19 protein-coding genes are annotated in these 21,525 nt (G+C 55.1%); 4 read left to right on the top strand and 15 right to left on the bottom strand.

The features are described from left to right. The first annotated feature begins 115 nt into the window (after window positions 1-115). Complete coding sequence (gene katE / locus ABLV12_RS20355; protein WP_016808509.1) at window positions 116-2,374, top strand: catalase HPII; 2,259 nt, start codon at window positions 116-118, stop codon at window positions 2,372-2,374. 38 nt (window positions 2,375-2,412) lie between these two features. Here the strand turns inward: katE and chbG are convergent, their stop codons facing one another. The 7 genes from chbG to osmE all read right to left on the bottom strand — a co-directional run bounded on the left by chbG (window position 2,413) and on the right by osmE (window position 8,359). Beyond that, window positions 2,413-3,171 (bottom strand): chitin disaccharide deacetylase, encoded by a 759-nt coding sequence (gene chbG, locus ABLV12_RS20360; RefSeq protein ID WP_064372501.1) that lies wholly within the window; start codon window positions 3,169-3,171, stop codon window positions 2,413-2,415. Window positions 3,172-3,183: 12 nt separating this feature from the next. Further along, window positions 3,184-4,530, bottom strand: a complete 1,347-nt coding sequence (locus tag ABLV12_RS20365) for a 6-phospho-beta-glucosidase (protein ID WP_004101344.1) — start codon at window positions 4,528-4,530, stop codon at window positions 3,184-3,186. Window positions 4,531-4,632: 102 nt separating this feature from the next. Then, the gene (gene chbR, locus ABLV12_RS20370; protein WP_071530309.1) at window positions 4,633-5,472 is read right to left on the bottom strand and encodes a transcriptional regulator ChbR; all 840 of its coding nucleotides are present in this window, start codon (window positions 5,470-5,472) and stop codon (window positions 4,633-4,635) included. A gap of 12 nt (window positions 5,473-5,484) precedes the next feature. Beyond that, complete coding sequence (gene chbA, locus ABLV12_RS20375) at window positions 5,485-5,832, bottom strand: PTS N,N'-diacetylchitobiose transporter subunit IIA (protein WP_004101342.1); 348 nt, start codon at window positions 5,830-5,832, stop codon at window positions 5,485-5,487. A gap of 54 nt (window positions 5,833-5,886) precedes the next feature. Further along, window positions 5,887-7,245 (bottom strand): PTS N,N'-diacetylchitobiose transporter subunit IIC, encoded by a 1,359-nt coding sequence (gene chbC / locus ABLV12_RS20380; RefSeq protein ID WP_064398406.1) that lies wholly within the window; start codon window positions 7,243-7,245, stop codon window positions 5,887-5,889. A 168-nt stretch (window positions 7,246-7,413) separates the two neighbouring features. Next, window positions 7,414-7,734, bottom strand: a complete 321-nt coding sequence (gene chbB / locus ABLV12_RS20385) for a PTS N,N'-diacetylchitobiose transporter subunit IIB (RefSeq protein WP_004101340.1) — start codon at window positions 7,732-7,734, stop codon at window positions 7,414-7,416. A 286-nt stretch (window positions 7,735-8,020) separates the two neighbouring features. Beyond that, on the bottom strand, window positions 8,021-8,359 hold the full coding sequence (osmE, locus tag ABLV12_RS20390) for an osmotically-inducible lipoprotein OsmE (RefSeq protein WP_004101339.1): 339 nt from the start codon (window positions 8,357-8,359) through the stop codon (window positions 8,021-8,023). 230 nt (window positions 8,360-8,589) lie between these two features. On the opposite strand from osmE, the gene nadE reads away from it, so the two are divergent. Further along, window positions 8,590-9,417 (top strand): ammonia-dependent NAD(+) synthetase, encoded by an 828-nt coding sequence (nadE, locus tag ABLV12_RS20395; protein ID WP_004112373.1) that lies wholly within the window; start codon window positions 8,590-8,592, stop codon window positions 9,415-9,417. A gap of 103 nt (window positions 9,418-9,520) precedes the next feature. Further along, on the top strand, window positions 9,521-10,381 hold the full coding sequence (gene cho / locus ABLV12_RS20400; protein WP_032728115.1) for an excinuclease Cho: 861 nt from the start codon (window positions 9,521-9,523) through the stop codon (window positions 10,379-10,381). 180 nt (window positions 10,382-10,561) lie between these two features. On the opposite strand, the gene ABLV12_RS20405 is transcribed toward cho, so the two are convergent. The 8 genes from ABLV12_RS20405 to ABLV12_RS20440 all read right to left on the bottom strand — a co-directional run bounded on the left by ABLV12_RS20405 (window position 10,562) and on the right by ABLV12_RS20440 (window position 20,229). Further along, on the bottom strand, window positions 10,562-12,604 hold the full coding sequence (locus ABLV12_RS20405) for a DUF2207 domain-containing protein (RefSeq protein WP_224239637.1): 2,043 nt from the start codon (window positions 12,602-12,604) through the stop codon (window positions 10,562-10,564). A 4-nt stretch (window positions 12,605-12,608) separates the two neighbouring features. Beyond that, window positions 12,609-13,151 carry a LemA family protein gene (locus tag ABLV12_RS20410; protein ID WP_023329575.1) on the bottom strand — a complete coding sequence of 181 codons (543 nt, stop codon included), beginning with the start codon at window positions 13,149-13,151 and terminating at the stop codon, window positions 12,609-12,611. Between the two features lie 222 nt (window positions 13,152-13,373). Then, window positions 13,374-13,856 carry an ATP-independent periplasmic protein-refolding chaperone Spy gene (gene spy, locus ABLV12_RS20415; RefSeq protein ID WP_004101331.1) on the bottom strand — a complete coding sequence of 161 codons (483 nt, stop codon included), beginning with the start codon at window positions 13,854-13,856 and terminating at the stop codon, window positions 13,374-13,376. A 352-nt stretch (window positions 13,857-14,208) separates the two neighbouring features. Continuing rightward, window positions 14,209-15,171, bottom strand: coding sequence for a succinylglutamate desuccinylase (gene astE, locus ABLV12_RS20420; RefSeq protein WP_004112364.1), 963 nt, complete (start codon window positions 15,169-15,171; stop codon window positions 14,209-14,211). Window positions 15,172-15,180: 9 nt separating this feature from the next. Further along, window positions 15,181-16,506 carry an N-succinylarginine dihydrolase gene (gene astB / locus ABLV12_RS20425; protein WP_016808499.1) on the bottom strand — a complete coding sequence of 442 codons (1,326 nt, stop codon included), beginning with the start codon at window positions 16,504-16,506 and terminating at the stop codon, window positions 15,181-15,183. Then, window positions 16,503-17,981, bottom strand: coding sequence for a succinylglutamate-semialdehyde dehydrogenase (astD, locus tag ABLV12_RS20430; protein ID WP_064398411.1), 1,479 nt, complete (start codon window positions 17,979-17,981; stop codon window positions 16,503-16,505). The genes astB and astD overlap by 4 nt, the downstream gene beginning before the upstream one ends. Next, window positions 17,978-19,012, bottom strand: coding sequence for an arginine N-succinyltransferase (gene astA, locus ABLV12_RS20435; protein ID WP_004112343.1), 1,035 nt, complete (start codon window positions 19,010-19,012; stop codon window positions 17,978-17,980). The genes astD and astA overlap by 4 nt, the downstream gene beginning before the upstream one ends. Next, entirely contained in the window at window positions 19,009-20,229 is a 1,221-nt protein-coding gene (locus ABLV12_RS20440) for an aspartate aminotransferase family protein (protein ID WP_004112342.1), read from the bottom strand. Before ABLV12_RS20440 ends, astA begins: the two co-directional genes overlap by 4 nt. A 444-nt stretch (window positions 20,230-20,673) precedes the next feature. Here ABLV12_RS20440 and xthA point away from each other — a divergent pair, with 444 nt between their 5' ends. Further along, window positions 20,674-21,480, top strand: coding sequence for an exodeoxyribonuclease III (xthA, locus tag ABLV12_RS20445; protein ID WP_004101319.1), 807 nt, complete (start codon window positions 20,674-20,676; stop codon window positions 21,478-21,480). The last annotated feature ends 45 nt before the right edge of the window (window positions 21,481-21,525 follow it).

Below are 21,525 nucleotides of genomic sequence, written 5' to 3' on the forward strand. Positions count from 1 at the left end.
GCGGTCCTTTAGTAGCAAAACTCTTATAAAAATATATTCTTGAAATGATGTTCTACAATTAGAAGGGTTTTGGTTTAGCAAAGACCATTTTCAGTAATGAAAGCAGGAGCGTGCAATGTCTGATAAACCCCATAACCCGAAATCCCATCAATCACCGGTGCATGATGACCGGGCGGCAAAACCTGGCCTGGGCGCATTAGCGCCAGAAGATCAGGATTGGCAGCCCACGCCGCACCCGACCGCGCCGGGCGAAGAGCCGACGGCGCCGGGTAGCATGAAGGCCCCGGATACGACCAGCGAAAAGCTCGATGCCCTCGAGAAACAGCGTAAAGGTGGTGAGAATGCTGCGCTTACGACCAATCAGGGTCTACGCATCGCTGACGACCAGAACTCGCTGCGCGCGGGTCAACGCGGCCCCACGCTGCTGGAAGATTTTATCCTGCGTGAAAAAATAACCCATTTTGACCATGAACGTATTCCCGAGCGCATCGTTCATGCCCGCGGCTCCGCTGCGCACGGCTATTTCCAGGCGTACAGCGATTTAAGCGACATCACCAAAGCGGCTTTCCTCTGCGACCCGCAGAAAAAAACGCCGGTATTCGTCCGTTTTTCCACCGTTCAGGGCGGCGCTGGCTCCGCCGATACGGTGCGCGACATCCGCGGTTTTGCCACCAAGTTTTATACCGACGAGGGCATCTTTGACCTGGTCGGCAACAACACGCCGATCTTTTTTATCCAGGATGCGATCAAGTTTCCCGATTTTGTCCATGCGGTGAAACCGGAACCGCACTGGGCCGTCCCGCAGGGGCAAAGCGCGCACGATACCTTCTGGGATTACGTCTCGCTGCAGCCTGAAACGCTGCATAACGTCATGTGGGCGATGTCGGACCGCGGGCTACCCCGCAGCTACCGTACCATGGAAGGTTTTGGCATCCACACCTTCCGCCTGATTAACGCGGAAGGTAAAGCGACCTTCGTACGCTTCCACTGGAAGCCGGTCGCGGGTAAGGCCTCTCTGGTGTGGGATGAGTCGCAAAAGCTGACCGGCCGCGACCCCGATTTCCATCGTCGTGACTTATGGGAATCGATTGAAGCCGGAGATTATCCTGAGTACGAGCTGGGATTACAGCTGATCCCGGAAGAGGATGAATTTGCTTTTGATTTCGATCTGCTGGATCCCACCAAGCTCATCCCGGAAGCGTTGGTTCCGGTGCAGCGCGTCGGTAAGATGGTCCTTAATCGCAACCCGGATAACTTCTTTGCCGAAAACGAACAAGCGGCCTTCCATCCCGGGCATATCGTTCCAGGAATAGACTTCAGCAACGACCCGCTGCTGCAGGGCCGACTCTTCTCCTATACCGATACGCAGATTAGCCGCCTCGGCGGGCCGAATTTCCATGAAATTCCGATTAATAAACCCACCTGCCCGTATCATAATTTCCAGCGCGACGGCATGCACCGGATGGATATTGATACCAACCCGGCAAACTATGAACCTAACTCCATCAATAACAACTGGCCGCGGGAGACGCCGCCGGCCGCTAAACGCGGCGGCTTCGAATCTTATGCCGAGCGGATTGACGGAGAAAAAATTCGCCAGCGTAGCCCTTCCTTTGGCGAGTATTACTCTCAACCCCTGCTATTCTGGCGTAGCCAGACGCCAATTGAGCAGCAGCATATTATCGACGGATTCAGCTTCGAGCTGAGCAAGGTTGTCAGAGAGTGGATCCGCGAGCGGGTGGTCGATCAGCTGGCGCATATCGACCTGCAGCTGGCTCAGGCCGTAGGTAAAAACCTGGGTATTGAGCTCACGGACGAACAGCGCAGCATTACGCCGCCGCCAGATGTCAACGGCCTGAAAAAGGATCCGACGCTAAGCCTGTACGCCATTCCCAGCGGCGACGTAAAAGGCCGGGTGGTGGCGGTACTGCTTAACGATCGTCCGGTTGCCAAAGAGCTGCTGACTTTGCTCAAGTCGCTGAAAGCGCACGGGGTACATGCCAAATTACTCTATTCACGAATGGGGAAAGTGCAGGCCGATGATGGCACCGAGCTGCCGGTAGCCGGAACCTTTGCCGGGTCGCCATCGCTGACCGTGGATGCAGTCATCGTTCCCGGCGGCGATCTGCAAAGTCTGAGCAGCAACGGTGATTTCAACTATTACCTGCTGGAAGCATACAAACACCTGAAGCCGATTCTGCTGGCAGGCGATGCACGGCAGTGCAAAGCGCCGCTGCAGGTTGCCGCTCAGGGCGAAGAAGGCATTGTTGAGACCGATGCCATTGATAGCCAATCAATGGATGAACTGATCACCCTGATGGCAGCGCATCGGGTGTGGTCGAGAAGCGCCAAAATCGCCGCGATCCCGGCGTAAAAAAAGCCCGGCAGAGATGCCGGGCTTCTCACTTCCCTTTATACATCGCGGTAGGTTCCAAGCCGGTAGCCGCGCTCGGCAATCGCATACTTCAGCGACCCGGCGGTCAGCACATCCAGTTCGGTCAGTCGCGGATAGCAGTAGGCGCTGCCCATTATCGTGTTATCCACGAACGCCGGGTGACACATCACCTCCAGCGATTTTTCCTCGCGCTGGACAGAGGCATCCAGGGTTTGCAGAAACAGCGCTTCCGAAACCCCTTCCCCGTAGAACTCGCTGGCAAATCCATCACTACTGCGCACGGCATCCTGCGCCAGGCCTGACAGCGTCGCTAGCTGGCGGTCGATCCGCAGCGCCACGCCCTTCTCGCGGGCAAACGCCGCGACGATGGGGTAGATCTGCGCGATCATATGGACATGATGATGGCTGTCGATATGCGTCGGTTCATGGCCAAACAGCTCGACAAAACGCTGATACTGACGCTCCAGTTCGTGGGCGATTTCGTCCAGCGGCAGGCTGCCCTCTTCCGCCATCTGCCAAATCCACTTTCCAAAGCGCCCTTCGCGGGTTAGCCCCGGCATCGCCGCCAGCGGCTCGCCCAGCGTCAGGACAAAGTGCATCCCAACAGCCAGCTCCGGGACGCAGCGGCTAAGCTGGGCAGCGTGGCTAATCGCCGCGCCGTTGACCAGCGCCGTCGTGGAGGTGACCACACCGTTCTTGCAAGCTTCGATAATGCCGTAGTTTTGCCCCCTGCTGAGGCCAAAATCATCGGCATTGACGATTAACACGCGTTCCATTAGCCGCTCCCGTTACTGTTTCAGTTTTTCGATAGTCGCCGCAAAGTTTGGCAGCCACTGCTCGTGCGCGAGGATCATCTCCCGCGCCAGCTTTTCAGCATCGCGATCGGAGTGGATCAGCGGGCTCAGATTAAGCGCCAGCAGCACATCGTCCAGTTTACCGCTGATAGCCGCTTCGCTGGCCGCAACTTCAAAACCTTTAATGGTGTAAATCAGCCCCAACACTTTCTCATCGAAATGCGTGATGCGCGGCGTTGGTTTCGCGCCGTCGCGGCCCAGCGTACAGGTCATCTCGACCGCCCAGTCTGCCGGGATGTTATCAACGTGACCATGATGCGGCACGTTCACGTAATGCTCGGCCTGCTTGTCATTATAAATGGCGTTAATCACTTCACAGGCCGCGTCGGAATAATACGCCCCACCGCGCTGTTCCAGTTCTTTCGGCTTAACGTTCAGATCCGGATCTTTGTACAGCTCAAATAGCTGTTTCTCAACCTTCTGCACTACCTGCGCGCGCGCGCCGCCTTTGTAGTATTCGCCCATTTCAATCGCCAGCATCTCTTTTGGCTTAAAGTAGTAGAGCAGATAGGAACAAGGGATCAGGCGCAGCGAACGAAGCAGTCCTTCGCTAAAGGGTAAATCAAAAATATTTTTCACCGAGTTAGCGCTCAATCGACCCGATGCCACGCCGTCCAGCAGCTCGTCAAAGCGTGAAACGCCGTTAACCAGTACATCGCGCACAAATACCAGATGGTTCAGGCCAAACAGATCGATATTGAGCTCATCGCTCGGGCTCAGCTGCAGAACGTCGGTGATAAACATCTTCATGCCAATCGGAATATTGCACACGCCGATAAAACGCTTGAAGCCGGTATGACGATAAACCGCTTCGGTGACCATCCCCGCCGGATTGGTAAAGTTAATGACCCAGGCATTCGGACAGACTTCCTGCACATCTTTCACAATGTCAAAAATGACCGGAATAGTGCGCAAACCTTTAAACAGTCCGCCCGCGCCGTTGGTTTCCTGGCCTAAATAGCCGTGGCTCAGCGGGATACGCTCGTCCTTCTCGCGGGCCTTGAGCTGGCCAACGCGCAGCTGGGTCGTTACGAAATCTGCGCCTTCCAGCGCCGCGCGGCGATCGAGGGTCTTGTAGACTTTCATCGGCACGCCGGCTTTTTCCACCATGCGCTGGCACAACGCATGGATAATATCGAGCTTTTCCTGCCCTTCCGCGACGTCGACCAGCCACAGTTCGCTAATCGGCAGTTCATGATAACGCTTCAGGAACCCTTCCAGTAATTCCGGGGTATAGCTGCTACCGCCGCCGATAGTCACTACCTTCAATTTCTGGCTCATCTTTTTCTCCCTTGCGGATAACGCGTATGCGACACCCGCTCTCCGTGTAAATACGGACAGTTAATTTGAATATTTAGACCGCGCGGATTATTCCGCGCCCGGTTAATTAATACTGGTGAGGTGTTTCCGATAGCTGCTGGGGGTAAAAGAAGTCAGCTTCTTGAATGTTTTAATAAACAAACTTGGGCTACTGTACCCCGACTCATAGGCAATATCGGTCACCGAGTAGTTGGTTATCTCTAACTGTTTTTTAGCGAAGTTGATGCGAATATCGTTAATCATCTGCATCGGCGTTTTGGCGTAATAACGCTGGGTTGCCCGAGTTAAGTACTCCTGGGTTTTCCCGGAAAGTTCAACCATATTCTCCAGCGCCCCCTCGCCAAACTTAAGCTTATCGTGCATCCCCTCCACGGTATTTTTCAGCCATTGCGGAATGACGTCTTCCGCAGGCTCTTCACGATAATGCCGGAGCCGATTCAGAGTATAAAAGGAGACCAGCTCGATAAATTCGTCAAATTCAGTTTCGCGAAAATTCAGTGATGCAATAACCGACTCAATATAACTGAGAAAAGTACTTTTAACGGCATAGACCTGAGAAGCAACCAGACCAAACGGCAGCAGCGGCAAATAGTGTTTTTCAAAGAAACTTTTGCTGATACCGACGTTCAGAATGCGCGTCGCGCCAAATTCATAAAAGCTTTGGTGGTGCGACCCCATTGGGATAAAAACGAAATCCCCGCGCTCCAGCAGCACCCGCTTGCCATTAATAACCTGATAATAGCGCCCGGTTAAAACGATGGTGTACTCGTAATAATCATGCTGGTGAAGCCCGCTTACGCTCTCCGTTTTGTTATAGATGACCACATGAAAGTTTTTGCCGTTAAAGAGTTGTTGCTCCCGGGCGGTACTGATTTCAGTGGTCATCATCTTTGGTTGCCTCATCGTGTCGATGACCTATTGTACCTTCTCGTGCAGCTCAATCAATTCGGCAACCAGCTCACGTGCCAGCATTGAGGTCATCAGATGATCCTGCGCATGCACCAGCACCAGGCTCACCTTCATTTTGCCTTCTCCCTCATCGCTCTCAATCAGCTGGGTCTGCACCAGATGCGCTTCGCTCAGCGCCATGCGCGACTGTTCCATCATGGTTTTAGCCGCCGCAAAATCTCCCTGCTTTGCCTGCTTCAGCGCGGCATAAGCCAGACTACGCGCTTGTCCGGAGTTGATAATCAGCCCCATCACCACCTCTTCGAGGTCGTTTACCGCGGTCTCTTCTGCTGCGATGTTATCCAGATCAAACATAATGACTCCCTTAATTTGCCAGACGGTACGGGAAACTTCCCGTACCGCTCGATATTAGAATTTCAGTGCGTTAGCGATATCTTCTTCGCTCTCTTCCTGCTCAATGACGCCCTGCGCTTTGTTGGAAATAACCACAAACGGCAGGTAGACCAGGGTCGATACAGCAAGGTTGAACAGGGCCAGCAGCAGAGCTGCGACGCTACCGTTAGTGTTAAAGAAGGCGCCTAAACCGGTCGGCATAGTCCACGGCGCGATGTTGGTAATCGGCGGGATGATGCCCAAGGTATACGCCGTCATGGTGATGGCCGCCAGCAGAGGCTGAATCAGAATGAACGGAATAAACATCACCGGGTTCATGATAATCGGCAGACCGAACAGGATAGGCTCGTTAATCTGGAAGATGCCGGACGGCAGCGCCAGTTTCGCCACCTGACGATGATCCTCGCGGCGGGAAGCGATAAAGATGGCGATGATCAAGCCCAGCGTCGCGCCGGTACCGCCGAGGAAAATGTAGGAATCAAGCATCGGCTTGGCCCACATATGGAAGCTCTTACCCGCCGCCAGCGCGGCTTCAACGGAGCCGTACTGCTGATAGGTTGCGATGTTTTCCAGCGCCCATGGCGTCATAATGCCGCTATCGAGCGCCGACAGCGCCAGCGACCCGTGTACGCCGAAGAACCACAGCAGCGAGGTGAAAATAACGTATGCCCAGCCTACCACGGCACCCATTGAGGCCAGCGGCGTGGAGATCGTGTCCATGATGATCTGGTGGAAGTTCGTTCCCCAGTGGGTCAGCGCCCAAGAGATAACCCCCATAATAGACAGGATAATAAAGGCCGGGATAACCGCTGAGAATGAACGGGAGACCGAAGCCGGCACGCTGGACGGCAGCGTAATCACCCAGTTGCGATGAACGATAAAGGTGAACATCTCGGCAACGACCAGACCGATTACGATACCAGAAATAATGTTGGCACCGCCTAACCAATTCGCGCCAACGGCGTAGGCTTCCCCGACGCTATAAGGCGTAACGGTCATAAATGCCGCAACCGCCAGCAACCCGGCCGCCATTGGGTCAACTTTACGCTCTTCAGCTAAAGCCGAACCAATAAAGAAAGGCGCCATCAGCGACATAATACCTAGCGTACCGTTATAAACGTTGCCGCCGATAGCTTTAAAACCATTCAGTGTTTCGATTGTCGAGGCATCCAGACGGATGCCCATTGAATAAAAGAATGAACCGTCGCCAAAGCTCAAAAATACGTTATTAATTAAAACAAACATGGCCCCGGCTAACGTCAATGGCATTAACTTAATAAAGCCGTTTTTAATTGCATTGACGTGAGGTTGCCTTCCTATTCTGACCGCAAACGGAAGGAGTACCTTTTCAAGCGAATCAATCACTTTACTCATAATAAATACCCTTTAAGGCCGCAATGTAATTATTGCGGCAATGATAGATGAAATTACTCTTTGACGGGAAAATAAACTCAGGGTATTTCGGACAGCAAACAGTTAAAACACACCCTCACGAAATTTTAACCATTGCCATCCGAAATATGTCGAGTTTTAAAATATAAATTATTGCGCAGCAGCTTTCTTAATGGCCGCAACGGCCGCTTTCAGAACACCTAAACCATCGATCTTACCGTACAGCACGGAATCAATAACTTCTACAGGTTTATTTGGTAGTAAACGTTGAATGTCCGGCAGCATATAGGAAATCTGTGGGCCTAATAATACGACATCAGCATCAGGTCCTTTTTCACCGGCCAGAGTCTCGGGAAATGCTTCAATAATAACCGGCACTTCATACTTCTCGGCCTGAGCACGCATTTTCGAGACCAGCAGTGATGTAGACATCCCAGCAGAACAGAACAGGTAGATATGTTTCTTTTCCATGAACGCTTCCTCAATTTGTGTGACCGGGTCTCCTGAGCGCATCGTTGATGCCGGAGAGGCGGTAAGAGATGTTTCTTTGAATTAGTATTGTTTATGCATTGAGTATACGGCATCGTTCATCGGCAGGATAATTCCTCCTTGAACAGAATTGTCTCTCATTGACCTCGCGTTTTGACTGCCCTCACATTTCCCTCAAATAATTCGCGCAATTAAATAAGCATCAGCACTCATAAAAAAGCCCGACCAATGGTCGGGCTTTCGTAGGAATCAGCACTATGGCGGGATGTTACTTACTGTTGCGCGGGTCGGTATCGTATTCAGCGCAGGTCTGATAACCAGAATTCATCACACGGCCGGTTTCATCCAGCGCGACGAAGTAGGTTTCAATTTTACCATCGCGTTGACCCAGGATGTATGTCTGACAGGTACCGCGTGCGTGGATCATCGTCACTTCTGATGAAGGTTTACCAGCAATTTGCGCAACCTGCGCGCGGGTCATGCCTTTTTTAACGTCTTTAACCACCGGCTGGGTGAACTGATCTTTAGTACGGTCATAGGCCGTACACCCTGCCAGCATGGTTAATACAGCTGCTGCGCCCAGAAATCCTGCAAAATGCTTGTTCATATTCCATCCTCTTTTTTTTGGCGTGTAAATAAGCCTGGAATAAATATCGTTATTTTTCAAGCCGAAGGTGGAAATGAAGCGAAATTAAGATCTTTCCAATAATAAAGCCCGTTCCGTTGAGGTTGCCTGCTTTTGCTACACTCAAAATTGTGATCCTTGTCGTTTTACCGTCAAAGAGGTAGGTTAAACCTCTGCTGATTGCCATACAGATTCACTTTCCGGAGGGCGCGATGACGCTACAACAAGAGATTATTCAGGCGCTGGGCGCTAAACCCCAGATCGATGTCGAAGCCGAAATACGCTGCAGCGTAGACTTTTTGAAGTCCTATCTGCAGAAATACCCTTTTATTAAATCACTGGTCCTCGGCATCAGCGGCGGCCAGGACTCCACGCTTGCCGGTAAGCTCTGCCAGCAGGCAATCAATGAGCTACGCGCCGAAACCGGTGACGACAGCCTGCAGTTTATCGCCGTTCGCTTGCCGTACGGCGTGCAGGCGGACGAGCAGGACTGTCAGGACGCCATCGCTTTTATTCAGCCGGACCGTGTATTAACGGTCAATATTAAGGGCGCCGTGCTGGCCAGTGAACAGGCGCTGCGCGAAGCCGGCATTGAGCTTAGCGACTTTGTTCGCGGCAACGAAAAAGCCCGCGAACGCATGAAAGCGCAGTACAGCATCGCCGGGATGACCCACGGCGTGGTGGTTGGTACCGATCATGCGGCGGAGGCTATTACTGGTTTTTTCACTAAATACGGCGACGGCGGCACGGACATCAACCCTCTTTTCCGCCTCAACAAACGTCAGGGCAAACAGCTTTTGGCCCATCTGGGGTGTCCGGAGCACCTGTATAAAAAACTGCCGACCGCCGATCTTGAGGACGACCGCCCCTCCCTGCCGGACGAAGTGGCGCTGGGCGTGACCTACGAGAACATCGACGACTATCTGGAAGGTAAAACGCTGGACGAGAAAGTCGCGAAAACGATCGAAGGCTGGTATCTGAAAACCGAGCACAAACGCCGCCCGCCAATCACCGTCTTCGACGACTTCTGGAAAAAATAACCCATCCCTCCCTCGCCCCGACTCCGGTTGGGGTGATTTATTGTCCTTTTCGCTCCGCTCTTCCCCTGCTATACTGGATAAATAAACAGCACCAGGAGCAATAGTGGCAAGAAGGCAATCCGCCCCGCGTCTCGAATTTGAAGCGGCGGCAATCTATGAGTATCCCGAACATCTGCGTCCGTGGCTTGAGGCTCTGCCCAGGCAGCCGGGGGTATATCTGTTTCACGGCGAAAGCGATACCCTGCCGCTCTATATCGGCAAAAGCGTTAATATCCGCAGCCGGGTGTTGTCGCATCTGCGCACCCCCGACGAAGCGGCTATGCTGCGCCAGTCACGACGCATCACCTGGCAACGGACGGCGGGCGAGCTCGGTGCACTCCTGTTAGAAGCGCAGCTCATTAAGGAACAGCAGCCTCTGTTTAATAAACGTCTGCGGCAAAACCGGCAGCTGTGCTCATTGCGCCTGGCTGACGCCCGACCGCAGGTGGTTTACGCCAGCGAGCTGGATTTCTCGCAACAAAGCGATCTCTATGGCCTTTTTGCCAATCGCCGCGCCGCGCTGCAGGCGCTGCAAAAAATTGCCGACGAGCATCGCCTTTGTTATGGATTAATGGGACTCGAGCCGCTCAACCGCGGGCGCGCCTGCTTTCGTTCGGCGCTGGGCCGCTGCGCAGGAGCCTGCTGCGGGAAGGAGAGCGTTGAAGAGCACCAGCAGCGTTTGGTGGAAAATATGCAAAAAATGCAGCTGGTATGCTGGCCATGGGCCGGGGCGATCGCGCTGGAAGAGCGCAGCGAGGATATGACGCAGTACCATATTATTCAAAACTGGCTATGGCTGGGCGCCGTAGAATCCCTGTCGCAGGCCTCATCGCTCACGCGCCTGGCGGCAAAATTTGACCATGATGGTTATAAAATACTGTGTAAACCGCTGCTTAGCGGCCGCTATAAGCTGCATCCGCTGTAAAACTGACCGCGGGCCACGCCTGTTCTGACGAACAGATCATATCGCATTCCCTGGTGATATGGCCTTGCCCGGTTTAAAAACTGCTGCCATACGCGTTTCCCGTCAGTCCGGTAAGACCTGCCGGGAAACGCACGATGCCAGCATAAGATCTCCAGTAGGTTATCGGGGCGTCTCCCTTAATTACCAGCCTCCTCCACCGCCTCCGCCTGAGCCGCCGCCGGATGAACCACCACCGGAAGAGCCGGAACCGCTATAGCCTGAACCCGATGATGAACCGCCCCCTGAACCGCTGGTCGGCGAGGATATAGAGGAGATTCGACAGGACTCGCTGAAATGATGCACGCTTTCCCAGCCGGCACCGGCAAACGCTTCCGACAGAGCGCCAGTACTACTCAGATAGTGGGCAAAGGTGTTCGCCCAGGTTTTCCCCACGCCAAGCGCCAACGCTACGGGCAGTAGTTCTTCAAAATGGGAGATCATCTGCGCAGGCGGATAAATAATCTGATAGCGGTTCTTTTCAGCGGTGCCAAGATACAGCTTCAGTCCTTTGGCGACGGCCAGCTCATCCAACCCGCGCTGCGTATAACGAGGCGTTTTCCAGCCAACAAAAACGCACAGGGCGAACGCCATCAGCAGCGCGCCAATATATCCGGCGGGAAGTTGGGTTATGGGCAACATTCCCAACAGAAAATTGCTTCCGCCGAGCATCGCTAAAATACCAAAAGAGGCACAAAACAGTACCGGGGCGGGGCCCCAGTCGCGCCACATCTCCCGAGGATGACAAAGAAACCGCAAGAAAAAAGCCAGCAGCGAACCGCCGATCAGCATAAAAACTGCGGCCGGTATCGTCAGCAGCGCGGCCTCCGCATTAACCCAAAGACCGCACGCTACCGGAACAAGCAGCGCAATGTAGATGCAGCGCCGCAGCGGTTGCCCCCATTTACGAAAGAGTTTAGCCCGCTGTTCTTCACAACGCGTCTCCTGACGTTTACGCGCACTCTGCACTGACCGCTGATGAGCCTTACTGAGATCGATATTTTTCTGTTTGCCTTTAAATAGGGTGCTTAATAGCTGGAGATCGTCTCTGTTTAACCGTCTGTTTCCCTCAACGGGGAGGCGGGTCAGCCGTTGTTTGATGCCGGAATTTAATCGCCACGGGCTGCGGGATGGATTTTTGTCGCTCGTCAGCGTCATCCCGCGTTTCGCGACCAGCGCTAATAAATCGCTGCTAAAAGCCACATCGTCATATTTACGCCGGGTAATAAAACGCAGGTGGCCTGGCGACATGGAGGCAGGCAGCGAAAAGAGCGGCACAACAGGCGGCATTCTCAACCCGGCCTGGGTGACGTTTTTCCGCCACCAGAGCAGATAATAAACGAGCATGAACAGCAGCGGCAGCCATATCACCCAGGTTTTCAGGTTGGGGAAAAGTAAATGCACCAGCGGCGAAGCGGCCTCCGGCGCCGGAGCGCGGGCAAGTATCTCCCGCGGCCAGGTATAAACAACCGTCAGCCCCTCCCCCTTTGCCAGCGGACGCAGAGTGCGCACGCTACCGTCGGGCAGAATCGTTGCGTTGTGCTCTTTCGCGCCAGCGATCCCGGTATAAACATCAATTGAGCGCAGCCTGGCATCTTTGGCGTCAGCGTTGAGATTTGCGGCGCTATCCGGTAGCGTCAGGCTAAAGCTGGCCTTGCTAATTGGCCAGGCCCAGCCATTGCCCGTCACGTTCCAGTACAGTTCATCCCACTGGGGAAATCGGCTGAAATGGTTGCTGATTTGATAGCGAATCCGATAGTGATAGATCCCTGGTTTTAATATCTTTTCGCCGCTGCCGATACGTACCGTCAGGCTTTTTGCTGCCTCATCAAGGCTAAATGGCTCAGAGATGCCATCGCGCGACACCGATTCGATCGTATAGTCAACACGGAAGATTTTGCCATCCTGGCGGTTCCACGTGAGGGGAAGCGTACGCAAAATCCCTCGCCGAATCTCCTTCCCCAGGGCAAGTACCTTGATATTCTCCTCAATCGCCATGCTGCCGTTCGGGCTAAAGCGCGCCCGGGAATCAAAAGAGAGGATATGTTCATACGCCGGGATAGCGCCAGCGGGGAGTTGAGAAGCATCTCTAATAATAATCGGGTTGTTTGCGGAGAATGCTGCGCTGGCAGGCAGCAGCAACAGCAATACGAACGCGCGCACTACCCGCAGAGTTATACAGAGCATTTAATCACTCCATCCGTGGAGATTGAGCTTCTTCCGGTGAGTCCAGTTCAAAGAAAGCTTCTGCTTTAAATTTAAATAGTCGCGCCAGCAGCAGGCTGGGGAAAGACTCGACCAGAATATTCAAATCGCGCACCGTACCGTTGAAGTAGCGGCGAGCCATCTGCAGCTGCTCTTCTATTTCATTAAGCGATTGCTGTAATGAGAGGAAGTTGTCGCTGGCTTTGAGTTCCGGCCAGGCTTCGCCTAGCGCGAAAATACGTCCCAGCGTAGCGGAATAGTGGCGTTCGCTGTCGGCTATCTGTTTGGTGCTGCCGACCCGTACGCTACGCTGGCGGCCCAGCTCTTCCAGCAATTCCTTTTCGTGCTGTGCGTAGCGTTTCACCAGACTCAGTAGATTGGGCGCCAGATCGTGGCGGCGCTTAAGCTGCACAGCGACGCCGCTCCAGGCCTCGTCTTTGAAACGACGCAGTGAGATAAAGCGGTTATAGGTCATGATAACCCAGACGAGGACGACAACGAGGACGGCGAGGCCGATATACATTTCCATATGCAAAATCCGAAGCGATAGCGGGCAGCAGAGTCAGGGTGACTGCGCCCATGATAACGGTTGAGGCCTCATCCTCGCATATTCGCCCCTGTCGGGTAAATCAGGTTTCACCGGCGTTTTGCCGTTGCCCCGCCGCAGATGCAGATAAAAAAACCGCCGGCCCTGCCCAAAGCCTGTTGGCATTCTTGGGCAAGACCGGCGGTCTTAAGTCAGCGCGCTGAATTATTCAGCTGGTGCAGGCATTTTACCTTCCGGCGCTTTACGATCTGTCAGATGCTTCTCAAAATTAGCATTGAACTGTTTTTTCTGTTCCGGGGTCAGAATGTTGTAAATCTTGTTCTGAGTTTCCAGTCGAGCCAGCGCCATTTCTTTATGCTGGGCTTCCATTTTATCAATCTGCGCTTCCGCTTTTGCCTTATCGAAGGTATCGCTGGCAACCAGTTCATGCATCGCGCGGCGCTCATCCAGGGACGGACGCTTCATATTGTCGCGCTGGCTCTTCATGATGTCGCGAATTTGCGTTTTCTGCGCGTCGGTCAGGTTCAGACCTTTAAACATCATTTCATGTGGGCCCGCCGGGCCGCGCTTATGATGCATCATCGGCGCGGTCTCGCCTGAGGTTGCCGTAGTATCAGCCGCGTGAGCCAGGTTAGCCGCGCCAAGAGCCAGAGTAGAGGCAACAAACAGAGCTGTAATCTTTTTCATCGTTCAATCCTTACTTTGCGTTATTCTTACGGCGCGTTGCCGTGTTGACGAGATTAACTTTACGACGTTTATCGTCAATTAGTCAGAGCAAGCGTAAAACATTGAAAGTATAAAAAACAGTTTCTGACCAATTATGGAGAAAATAAGGATTATGGGGAGATAATTGCAAGAAAAAATAATTAACAGGCTGTTTTATCGAGAAATTATGAAGACTATAAACCAGCGCAGATTAAAAACAAAGCATTTATCCAGGAATAATCCGCAATCAGCCGATAGCGCACAAAAAATTAAGATCTAAAGGAAAAAACAGCCGGCAAAATAAATGCCATCGCCCACCGGGGCGACAGCATATTCAGAAGCGTTCGAGCATCAGCCCGGCTCGCTGGCCAAAAGCTACGTCGGGGTTGGGAAACAGCACATATTCTGGCTCCTTAGCCGCGACATAGCGGGTTTCGCCATCTTCAGCCAGCAGCGTCCCGGCAGAAAAGGGGGTGAAGTTTAGCGTCTGCGCCGACATATGCAGCTGAAATTTGTCGCTGCTGCGGGTAATTTGCTGCACAACTCTGTAGCGCAGCGGCGAATCACCGGCAGCCAACGCCCTCTCGCCGGCCAGCAGACGCGCCAGCGCGCGCTGCGTCGCGGCAAACAGGCTGAGATCGTTGTCGCCAAAAGGAAGCGCTTTTCCCAGTTCCAGCGTGCAGGAGAGCGCGCCGAAACGTTCGCTACTGAAATGGGTAAAGGTGCCGCCCGGCTGCTGATGAAAGACCAGCGCTTCCAGGCCAGCCGCCCCCAACCAGCCCAGGAATGCTTCATCCCACGGCTTATCGCGCGCTGGCAGGACGCCAAAGCGCGTATGCAGCGATCCGCGAATAGCGGTATGTAAATCCAGGTGCCAGCGCTCACCGCTACCCGGCGCATAAAAGCGCGCCAGCGCATGCTCCAGTTGCCGGGCGCGAGCGGTTTCATCGCTGACGCTGAAAGCCCGCCAGCGCTCACCAAACATCCGATTAATATCGCTGTGCAGATAGCGTTTATTGGCCCTCAGCGCCGAAGGATTGCCGAAGACCACCAGCAACCGCCAGCGTAACGGCAACTCCCCGCTGAACAACTGACGCAGCAGTAAATCCGTGATTTCGACCGGCGCGGTTTCGTTACCATGGATCCCGGCGGACAATACCAGCGAGCGCTCGCAGGGCTCATGGGGAATGAGCTGCAGTATACCGCAGTCAATCCAGTGCCAGCGGAAGTGCGCCGTTTGGCCATGAAAATGGTGGGGCAAACGCCCAGCCAGCGTTAATGCCAGAAAGTCGTCCACGACATCTCCTTATTGCTGAAACGGATATACGGAGCCGAGGCGCAGGATTTGCGTCAGGCGGTCGAGCGCTTCGCGACCTTCGCGCAGCAGCTGCGGATCCGCAAGGTCGGCCTGGGTCAGGCGATCGCGATAGTAGCGGTCTACCCAATCATTCAAAGTGGCGAACAGCGCGTCGTCGATCATGACCGCCGGATTCACCGCTCGTCGCTCGTTCTCAGTCAGCACCACCCGAAGACGCAGGCAGGCCGGGCCGCCGCCGTTGGCCATGCTCTCGCGCAGGTCGTAAACCTGAAGCTCATCAATCGGGTTATCGCCCTCCACCAGCCGGTTCAGATAACGCCAGACGCCCGGATGCTCCTGCGCTTCCAGCGGCAGAATCAGCCGCATTCCGCCCTCGCGTTTGCTCAGCAGCTGGCTGTTGAACAGATAGGTCGCCACCGCCTCTTCTACCGATACCTGACCCGTCGGCACCACAAGCGGCGTAAAACCAGCAACCCGCTCCGTCAGCTGCTGCAGGAGCTGCGGCTGATCGACAAACGCCTGCTCGTGGCAAAACAGCACCTGCTGATTGCTTACCGCAATCACATCGTTATGAAATACGCCCTTATCAATCACCGCCGGGTTTTGACGGGCGAAAATCACTTGCCGGGGGTTGACCTGGTTGAGGCGGGCAACGGCCTGGCTGGCCTCCAGCGTCTGCCGCGCCGGGTAGCGCTGCGGGCTCTCTTCCCCACCCTGCTGACGACCGTAAATAAACAGCTGCACGCCAGGGGCGCCGTAGTCGCCGCCGAGACGGTTATGGTTTGCCGCCCCTTCATCACCGAACAGCGAGGCCTGGGGTAGCGCGCCGTGTACGGCAAACCGCTGCTCATCAGGGAAAATAGCCTTCAGCAAAGCCTCGGTGGTAGGCGCTTCGCTGGCGCGGTGGAATTTATCATTGAGGTTGGCGACGGTCAGATGCACCCGGCCGTCCAGCGAATCCGCTGATGGCGAGACCGTAGCGGCGTTGGCCACCCACATTGATGAGGCTGAACTGGCCGCCGAGAGGAGCTCGGGCGCCTGACGCGACGCTTTTTCCAGCACCTGCTCATCGCTACCGCTAAAGCCAATCTGGCGCAACAGGGGGATGTTTGGCCGCTCCTGCGGCGGGATGATCCCCTGCGGATAGCCCGCATCCGCCAGGGCTTTCATTTTTTTCAGCCCCTGCTTTGCCGCCAGCTGCGGATTTGACACCCGATAGCGGTGTTTGGTCGAAGCCTCGTTGCCGAAAGATAATCCCGCATAGTGATGGGTCAGGCCCGGCAGCCCGTCAAAGTTCACTTCCCAGGCGTTCATTGTGAGCTCTCCTGGCCAAAATCCAGACCCGGGCTGAGCGCGACCGGGAGCGACAGCTCCGGCGATTCCAGGCTGGCCATCGGCCAGGCGCAATAATCTGCGGCGTACCAGGCCCCCGGCCGATGGTTACCGGAAGCACCGGTCCCGCCAAACGGCGCGGTGCTGGCGGCGCCGGTGAGCGGTTTATTCCAGTTCACGATACCGGCGCGCGCCTCCAGCAGCAGCTGGTCGAACTTCTCGCGTTCAGCGGAGATCAGCCCGCAGGAAAGCCCGAAGCGGGTCGAGTTAGCAAGCGCAATCGCCTCATCGAAATGGTCGTAACGCCAGACGCAGAGCAGTGGGCCAAAAACCTCTTCATCGGCCACCTGCGCGACCTCGCTCATGTCGATAATACCCGGCGTCAGCAGCGACGTTTCGGCCTGTAGCAGACGCGGCTCCAGCAGCGTTTGGCCGCCGTTGGAGACGTGTGTCAGCCAGGCCTGATGCACTTTCTGCGCCGCCTGTGCTGAAATCAGTCCCCCGAGGAAAGGCTGCGGCTCTGCATCCCAGGCGTCAGGGATCAATTTTTGTGACACTGTCACCAGACGACGAAGAAACGCATCGCCAGCCTCACCGCGCTTCACCAACAGCCGACGCGCGCAGGTACAGCGCTGGCCTGCAGTAATAAATGCCGACTGAATGGTGAGATGAACGGCGGCATCGATATCTTGCGGCTCATCGACGATCAGCGGATTGTTGCCGCCCATCTCAAGAGCGAGTATTTTTTCCGGCTGGCCGGCAAGCTGGCGATGGAGCTGAAAGCCGGTGGCAGAGCTGCCGGTAAACAGCAGACCGTCGATATCTGACTGACCGCTCAGCGCTTCGCCGGTCTCGCGACCGCCCTGAAGCAGGTTAAGCACCCCGGGCGGCAGGCCGGCTTCTGCCCAAAGCCTTACCACCGCTTCGCCGCTCTGTGGGGTTAGCTCGCTGGGTTTGAACACCATGGTATTGCCCGCCAGCAGCGCCGGAACAATATGTCCGTTTGGTAAATGTCCGGGGAAATTGTAGGGACCAAACACCGCCAGTACGCCGTGCGGCCGGTGACGCAGAGTGGCTGCGCCGTCGGCCAGTGCGGTTTGCGCTTCCCCCGTACGACTATGGTAAGCGTTTACTGAAATCGCGATTTTGTTGATCATCGCGGTGATTTCCGTCGCCGCTTCCCAGCGCGGTTTGCCGGTCTCCTGAGCAATAATGGCGGTTAATTCAGCTTTGTTCGCGTCAAGTAAAGCAGCAAACTTTTCTGCTATCGCTTTGCGGGCGGCAAACGGCTGGCGCGCCCACGCGGGGAATGCCCGCCGCGCCGCGCTGACCGCCAGCGCAACCTGCTCAGCATCGGCATCCTGTCCCTGCCACAGTAGCGCCTGGCTTACCGGGTTATGTTTTTGTCGGGCCGGGCCGCGACCGCTTTGCCAGTCGCCATTGATCCATAAACTCATGATTTTTTCTCCTCAGGGCACAGGCGAACCAGGCGAATTTGTTCACCGGAATGGCATTTCAGGGCATCCAGCTCACGCGCGCTTAGCACCAGGCGGTCGCTATCCGGGTCCGCGTGAACGAGCATGGCGCGAAAGTGATGGTACTGTTCATTGGCGATCAGGCATGGCGGCCACTCTCCCGCCTCGGGTTCGCCTTCAACGACGGTAACCAGCCGACTTTTGCGGATGGCCCGCACCCGGTCAATTTCGCATTCCAGCGTCGGACCGCCGTCGAAAATATCGACGTAGTTGAGATAGCGGAATCCCTCTTTTTCCAGCACCGCGCGGGCCGGGGCGGTTTGCGGATGAACCTCGCCGATAACCGCCCGCGCTTCATCGCTTAAGAAGTCGATATACAGCGGGTGCTTCGGCATCAGCGCGGCGATAAACGCTTTTTGCCCGGTGCCGCACAGATAGTCGGCGCGGGAAAACTCCATCGCGAAGAAGCGTTTCCCGAGGCTCTCCCAGAATGGCGAGTAGCCGTGCTCATCAATTACGCCGCGCATTTCCGCCACGACCTTATCGTTGAAGCGTTCACGAAAGGCGGCCATAAACAGAAAACGCGACTTCGACAGCAGATAGCCGTTGCCCTCTTTTCGCCATTTTGGATCAAGGAACAGGGTACACAGTTCGCTGCTGCCGGTATGGTCGTTACTGAGAAACAGCGTCGGCAGGGCGTTATAGACGTTTAGCTCTTTCGATGCGTGGACCTGCGTACCAACGCGATAGTTGTACCAGGGGTCGTTAAGCCCTACGGCCACCTCAATGGCGCAAATTCCCGCCACCGCGCCGCTGGTGCAATCCTCCAGAACGAATACATACCCCTGTTCGCTTTTCGGCAGCTCGCCGCGCCAGGTCATCTGTGAACGTTCAATGCGCGCGGCCAGCGTGGCCTCATCGGCCGGCAGCGATGTCAGGCCGCCGCCGGTTTCGCCTGCCAGCGTCATTAACCCCGGCAGGTCACCTTTTTCTACTGGACGGATCACCATCATGATGAGACCCCCGAGAGAAAGCGTTTGCAGGCCAGCTCGAAGCGATCCAGGCCGCTATTGACTTCGTCTTCGCTGATAATCAGTGCCGGTGCGAAGCGCAACACGTTGGCGCCGGCAATCAGCATCATTAGCCCTTCCTCCGCCGCCAGGTTGCTGATGTTTTTCGCCTTGCCGGCATATTCATCTTTCAGCACGCAGCCAATAAGCAGCCCCAGACCGCGAACCTCTTTAAACAAGCCGTACCGGGCGTTGATGGCGTTGAGCCGTTCGCTAAACCACTGATGGCGCTGCTTAACGCCGTTGAGAACCTCACGCGTGTTGACGATGGCAAAGACTTCCCCCGCCACCGCGCAGGCCAGCGGGTTGCCGCCGTAGGTGGTGCCATGAGTACCCACGGTCATTACGCTGGCGCAGCGTTCCGTGGCCAGCAGCGCGCCGATCGGGAAACCGCCGCCCAGCGCTTTCGCGGTAGAAAGCACGTCCGGCGTCACGCCATAGTGCATATAGGCGTACAGCTCCCCGGTACGGCCGACGCCGGTCTGGACTTCATCGAAAATCAGCAGCGCATTGTGCGCATCGCACAGCTCACGCAGGCCGCGCAGGAATTCCACATCCGCTGGTACGACGCCGCCTTCCCCCTGCATCGGTTCAACGATCACCGCGCAGGTATTGTCGTCGATCAGCGCCTTTGCCGAGTCGAGGTCATTAAAGATAGCGTGCTGAATCTGCGGCGGCAGCGGCGCAAAATCCTGTGAATAGGCCGGCTGACCGCCCGCAGAAACGGTAAACAGCGTGCGGCCATGGAAGGCATTCTTGAATGCCACGATGCCGCTTTTCTCACTGCCGAAACGATCGTGGGCATATTTGCGCGCCAGTTTTAGCGCCGCTTCGTTGGCTTCAGCCCCCGAGTTACAGAAAAAGACCCGGTCGGCAAAAGTGGCGTCAATGAGCTGCTTAGCCAGACGTAGTACCGGCTCATTGGTATAGCCGTTGCCGGTATGCCAGAATTTCTCCGCCTGTTCGGTCAGCGCCTTAACCAGCTGCGGGTGCGCATGGCCGAGGGCATTAACCGCAATGCCGCCGGCAAAATCGATATACTCCTTCCCCTGCTGATCCCACAGGCGTGACCCTTCGCCGCGTACCGGAATAAAAGCCGCTGGCGCGTATACAGGCATCATCCATTCATCAAAGTTGCTACGCGTAATTGACTGAGACATATCGACCTCTTCCGGTAAACAAAAAGTTTAAATAATGTTAATGAATATGGTTATTACGCTGTAAATGTAGATTGCACGGTTCGTGCCAGCCAGAGGTAAAAATGCATAAATCGAGGTCGTCAACGAAATATCAATAAGTTACGAAAGACCGCTATTCACATAAAATGCATAAAAAGTGAATAAAAATACTAAAAGAGGCTTTAGCAGTGGAATAAAAAGAAAGATTATGCAGGGGTAAGATATAATTCTGTAATTGTGATCCTTGACGAAATTTATCGGCAATAAACGCCCTTTTTTGGCGCAGCGCGTTCCAGAATGGTGCAGACTTTGTGCAAACAGGCTACCAACCGCTGCAATCGGCAGAATAAAGCGCCTTTGCGCAGCCAGCCCGGCGAATTTCTGCTACCATCCCTGCACTATTCACCTTGCACAGTGGCAGCGACTATGAAATTTGTCTCTTTTAATATCAACGGCCTGCGTGCCCGCCCGCATCAGCTGGCCGCCATCATCGACAAACACCAGCCCGACGTCATCGGCCTCCAGGAAACCAAGGTTCACGATGATATGTTTCCCCTCGAAGAGGTGGCAAAGCTTGGCTATAACGTCTTTTATCACGGGCAGAAAGGCCATTACGGCGTCGCGCTGCTGACCAAAGAGACGCCGATCTCGGTGCGCCGCGGCTTCCCCAACGATGGTGAAGAGGCCCAGCGCCGCATTATCATGGCGGAAATCCCGTCTCCGTTTGGCAACGTGACGGTAATCAACGGCTATTTCCCGCAGGGCGAAAGCCGGGATCATGAAACCAAATTCCCGGCGAAAGCGGCCTTTTATCAGAATCTGCAGAACTACCTTGATACCGAACTGAATAAAGAGAATCCGGTGCTGATTATGGGCGATATGAACATCAGCCCTACCGATCTTGATATCGGCATCGGCGAAGAGAATCGCAAGCGCTGGCTGCGTACCGGCAAATGTTCATTCCTGCCGGAAGAGCGCGAATGGATGGAGCGCCTGCTGGGCTGGGGCCTGGTGGATACGTACCGCCATGCGAACCCGCAGGACAACGAACATTTCTCATGGTTCGACTATCGCTCTAAGGGCTTTGACGATAACCGCGGGCTGCGTATCGACCTGCTGCTGGCCAGCCACCCGCTGGCGCAGCGCTGTATCGAGACCGGCATCGACTACGAAATTCGCGGCATGGAAAAACCCTCCGACCATGCCCCGGTATGGGCCACCTTTAAAGTCTGATGATGCCCTCTGTCAGGCTCTCCCGCCCGGAGAGCCTGAGCCATA

The sequence above is a fragment of the Klebsiella sp. CN_Kp100 genome, from assembly GCF_040065315.1.
GTDB lineage: Bacteria > Pseudomonadota > Gammaproteobacteria > Enterobacterales > Enterobacteriaceae > Klebsiella > Klebsiella oxytoca.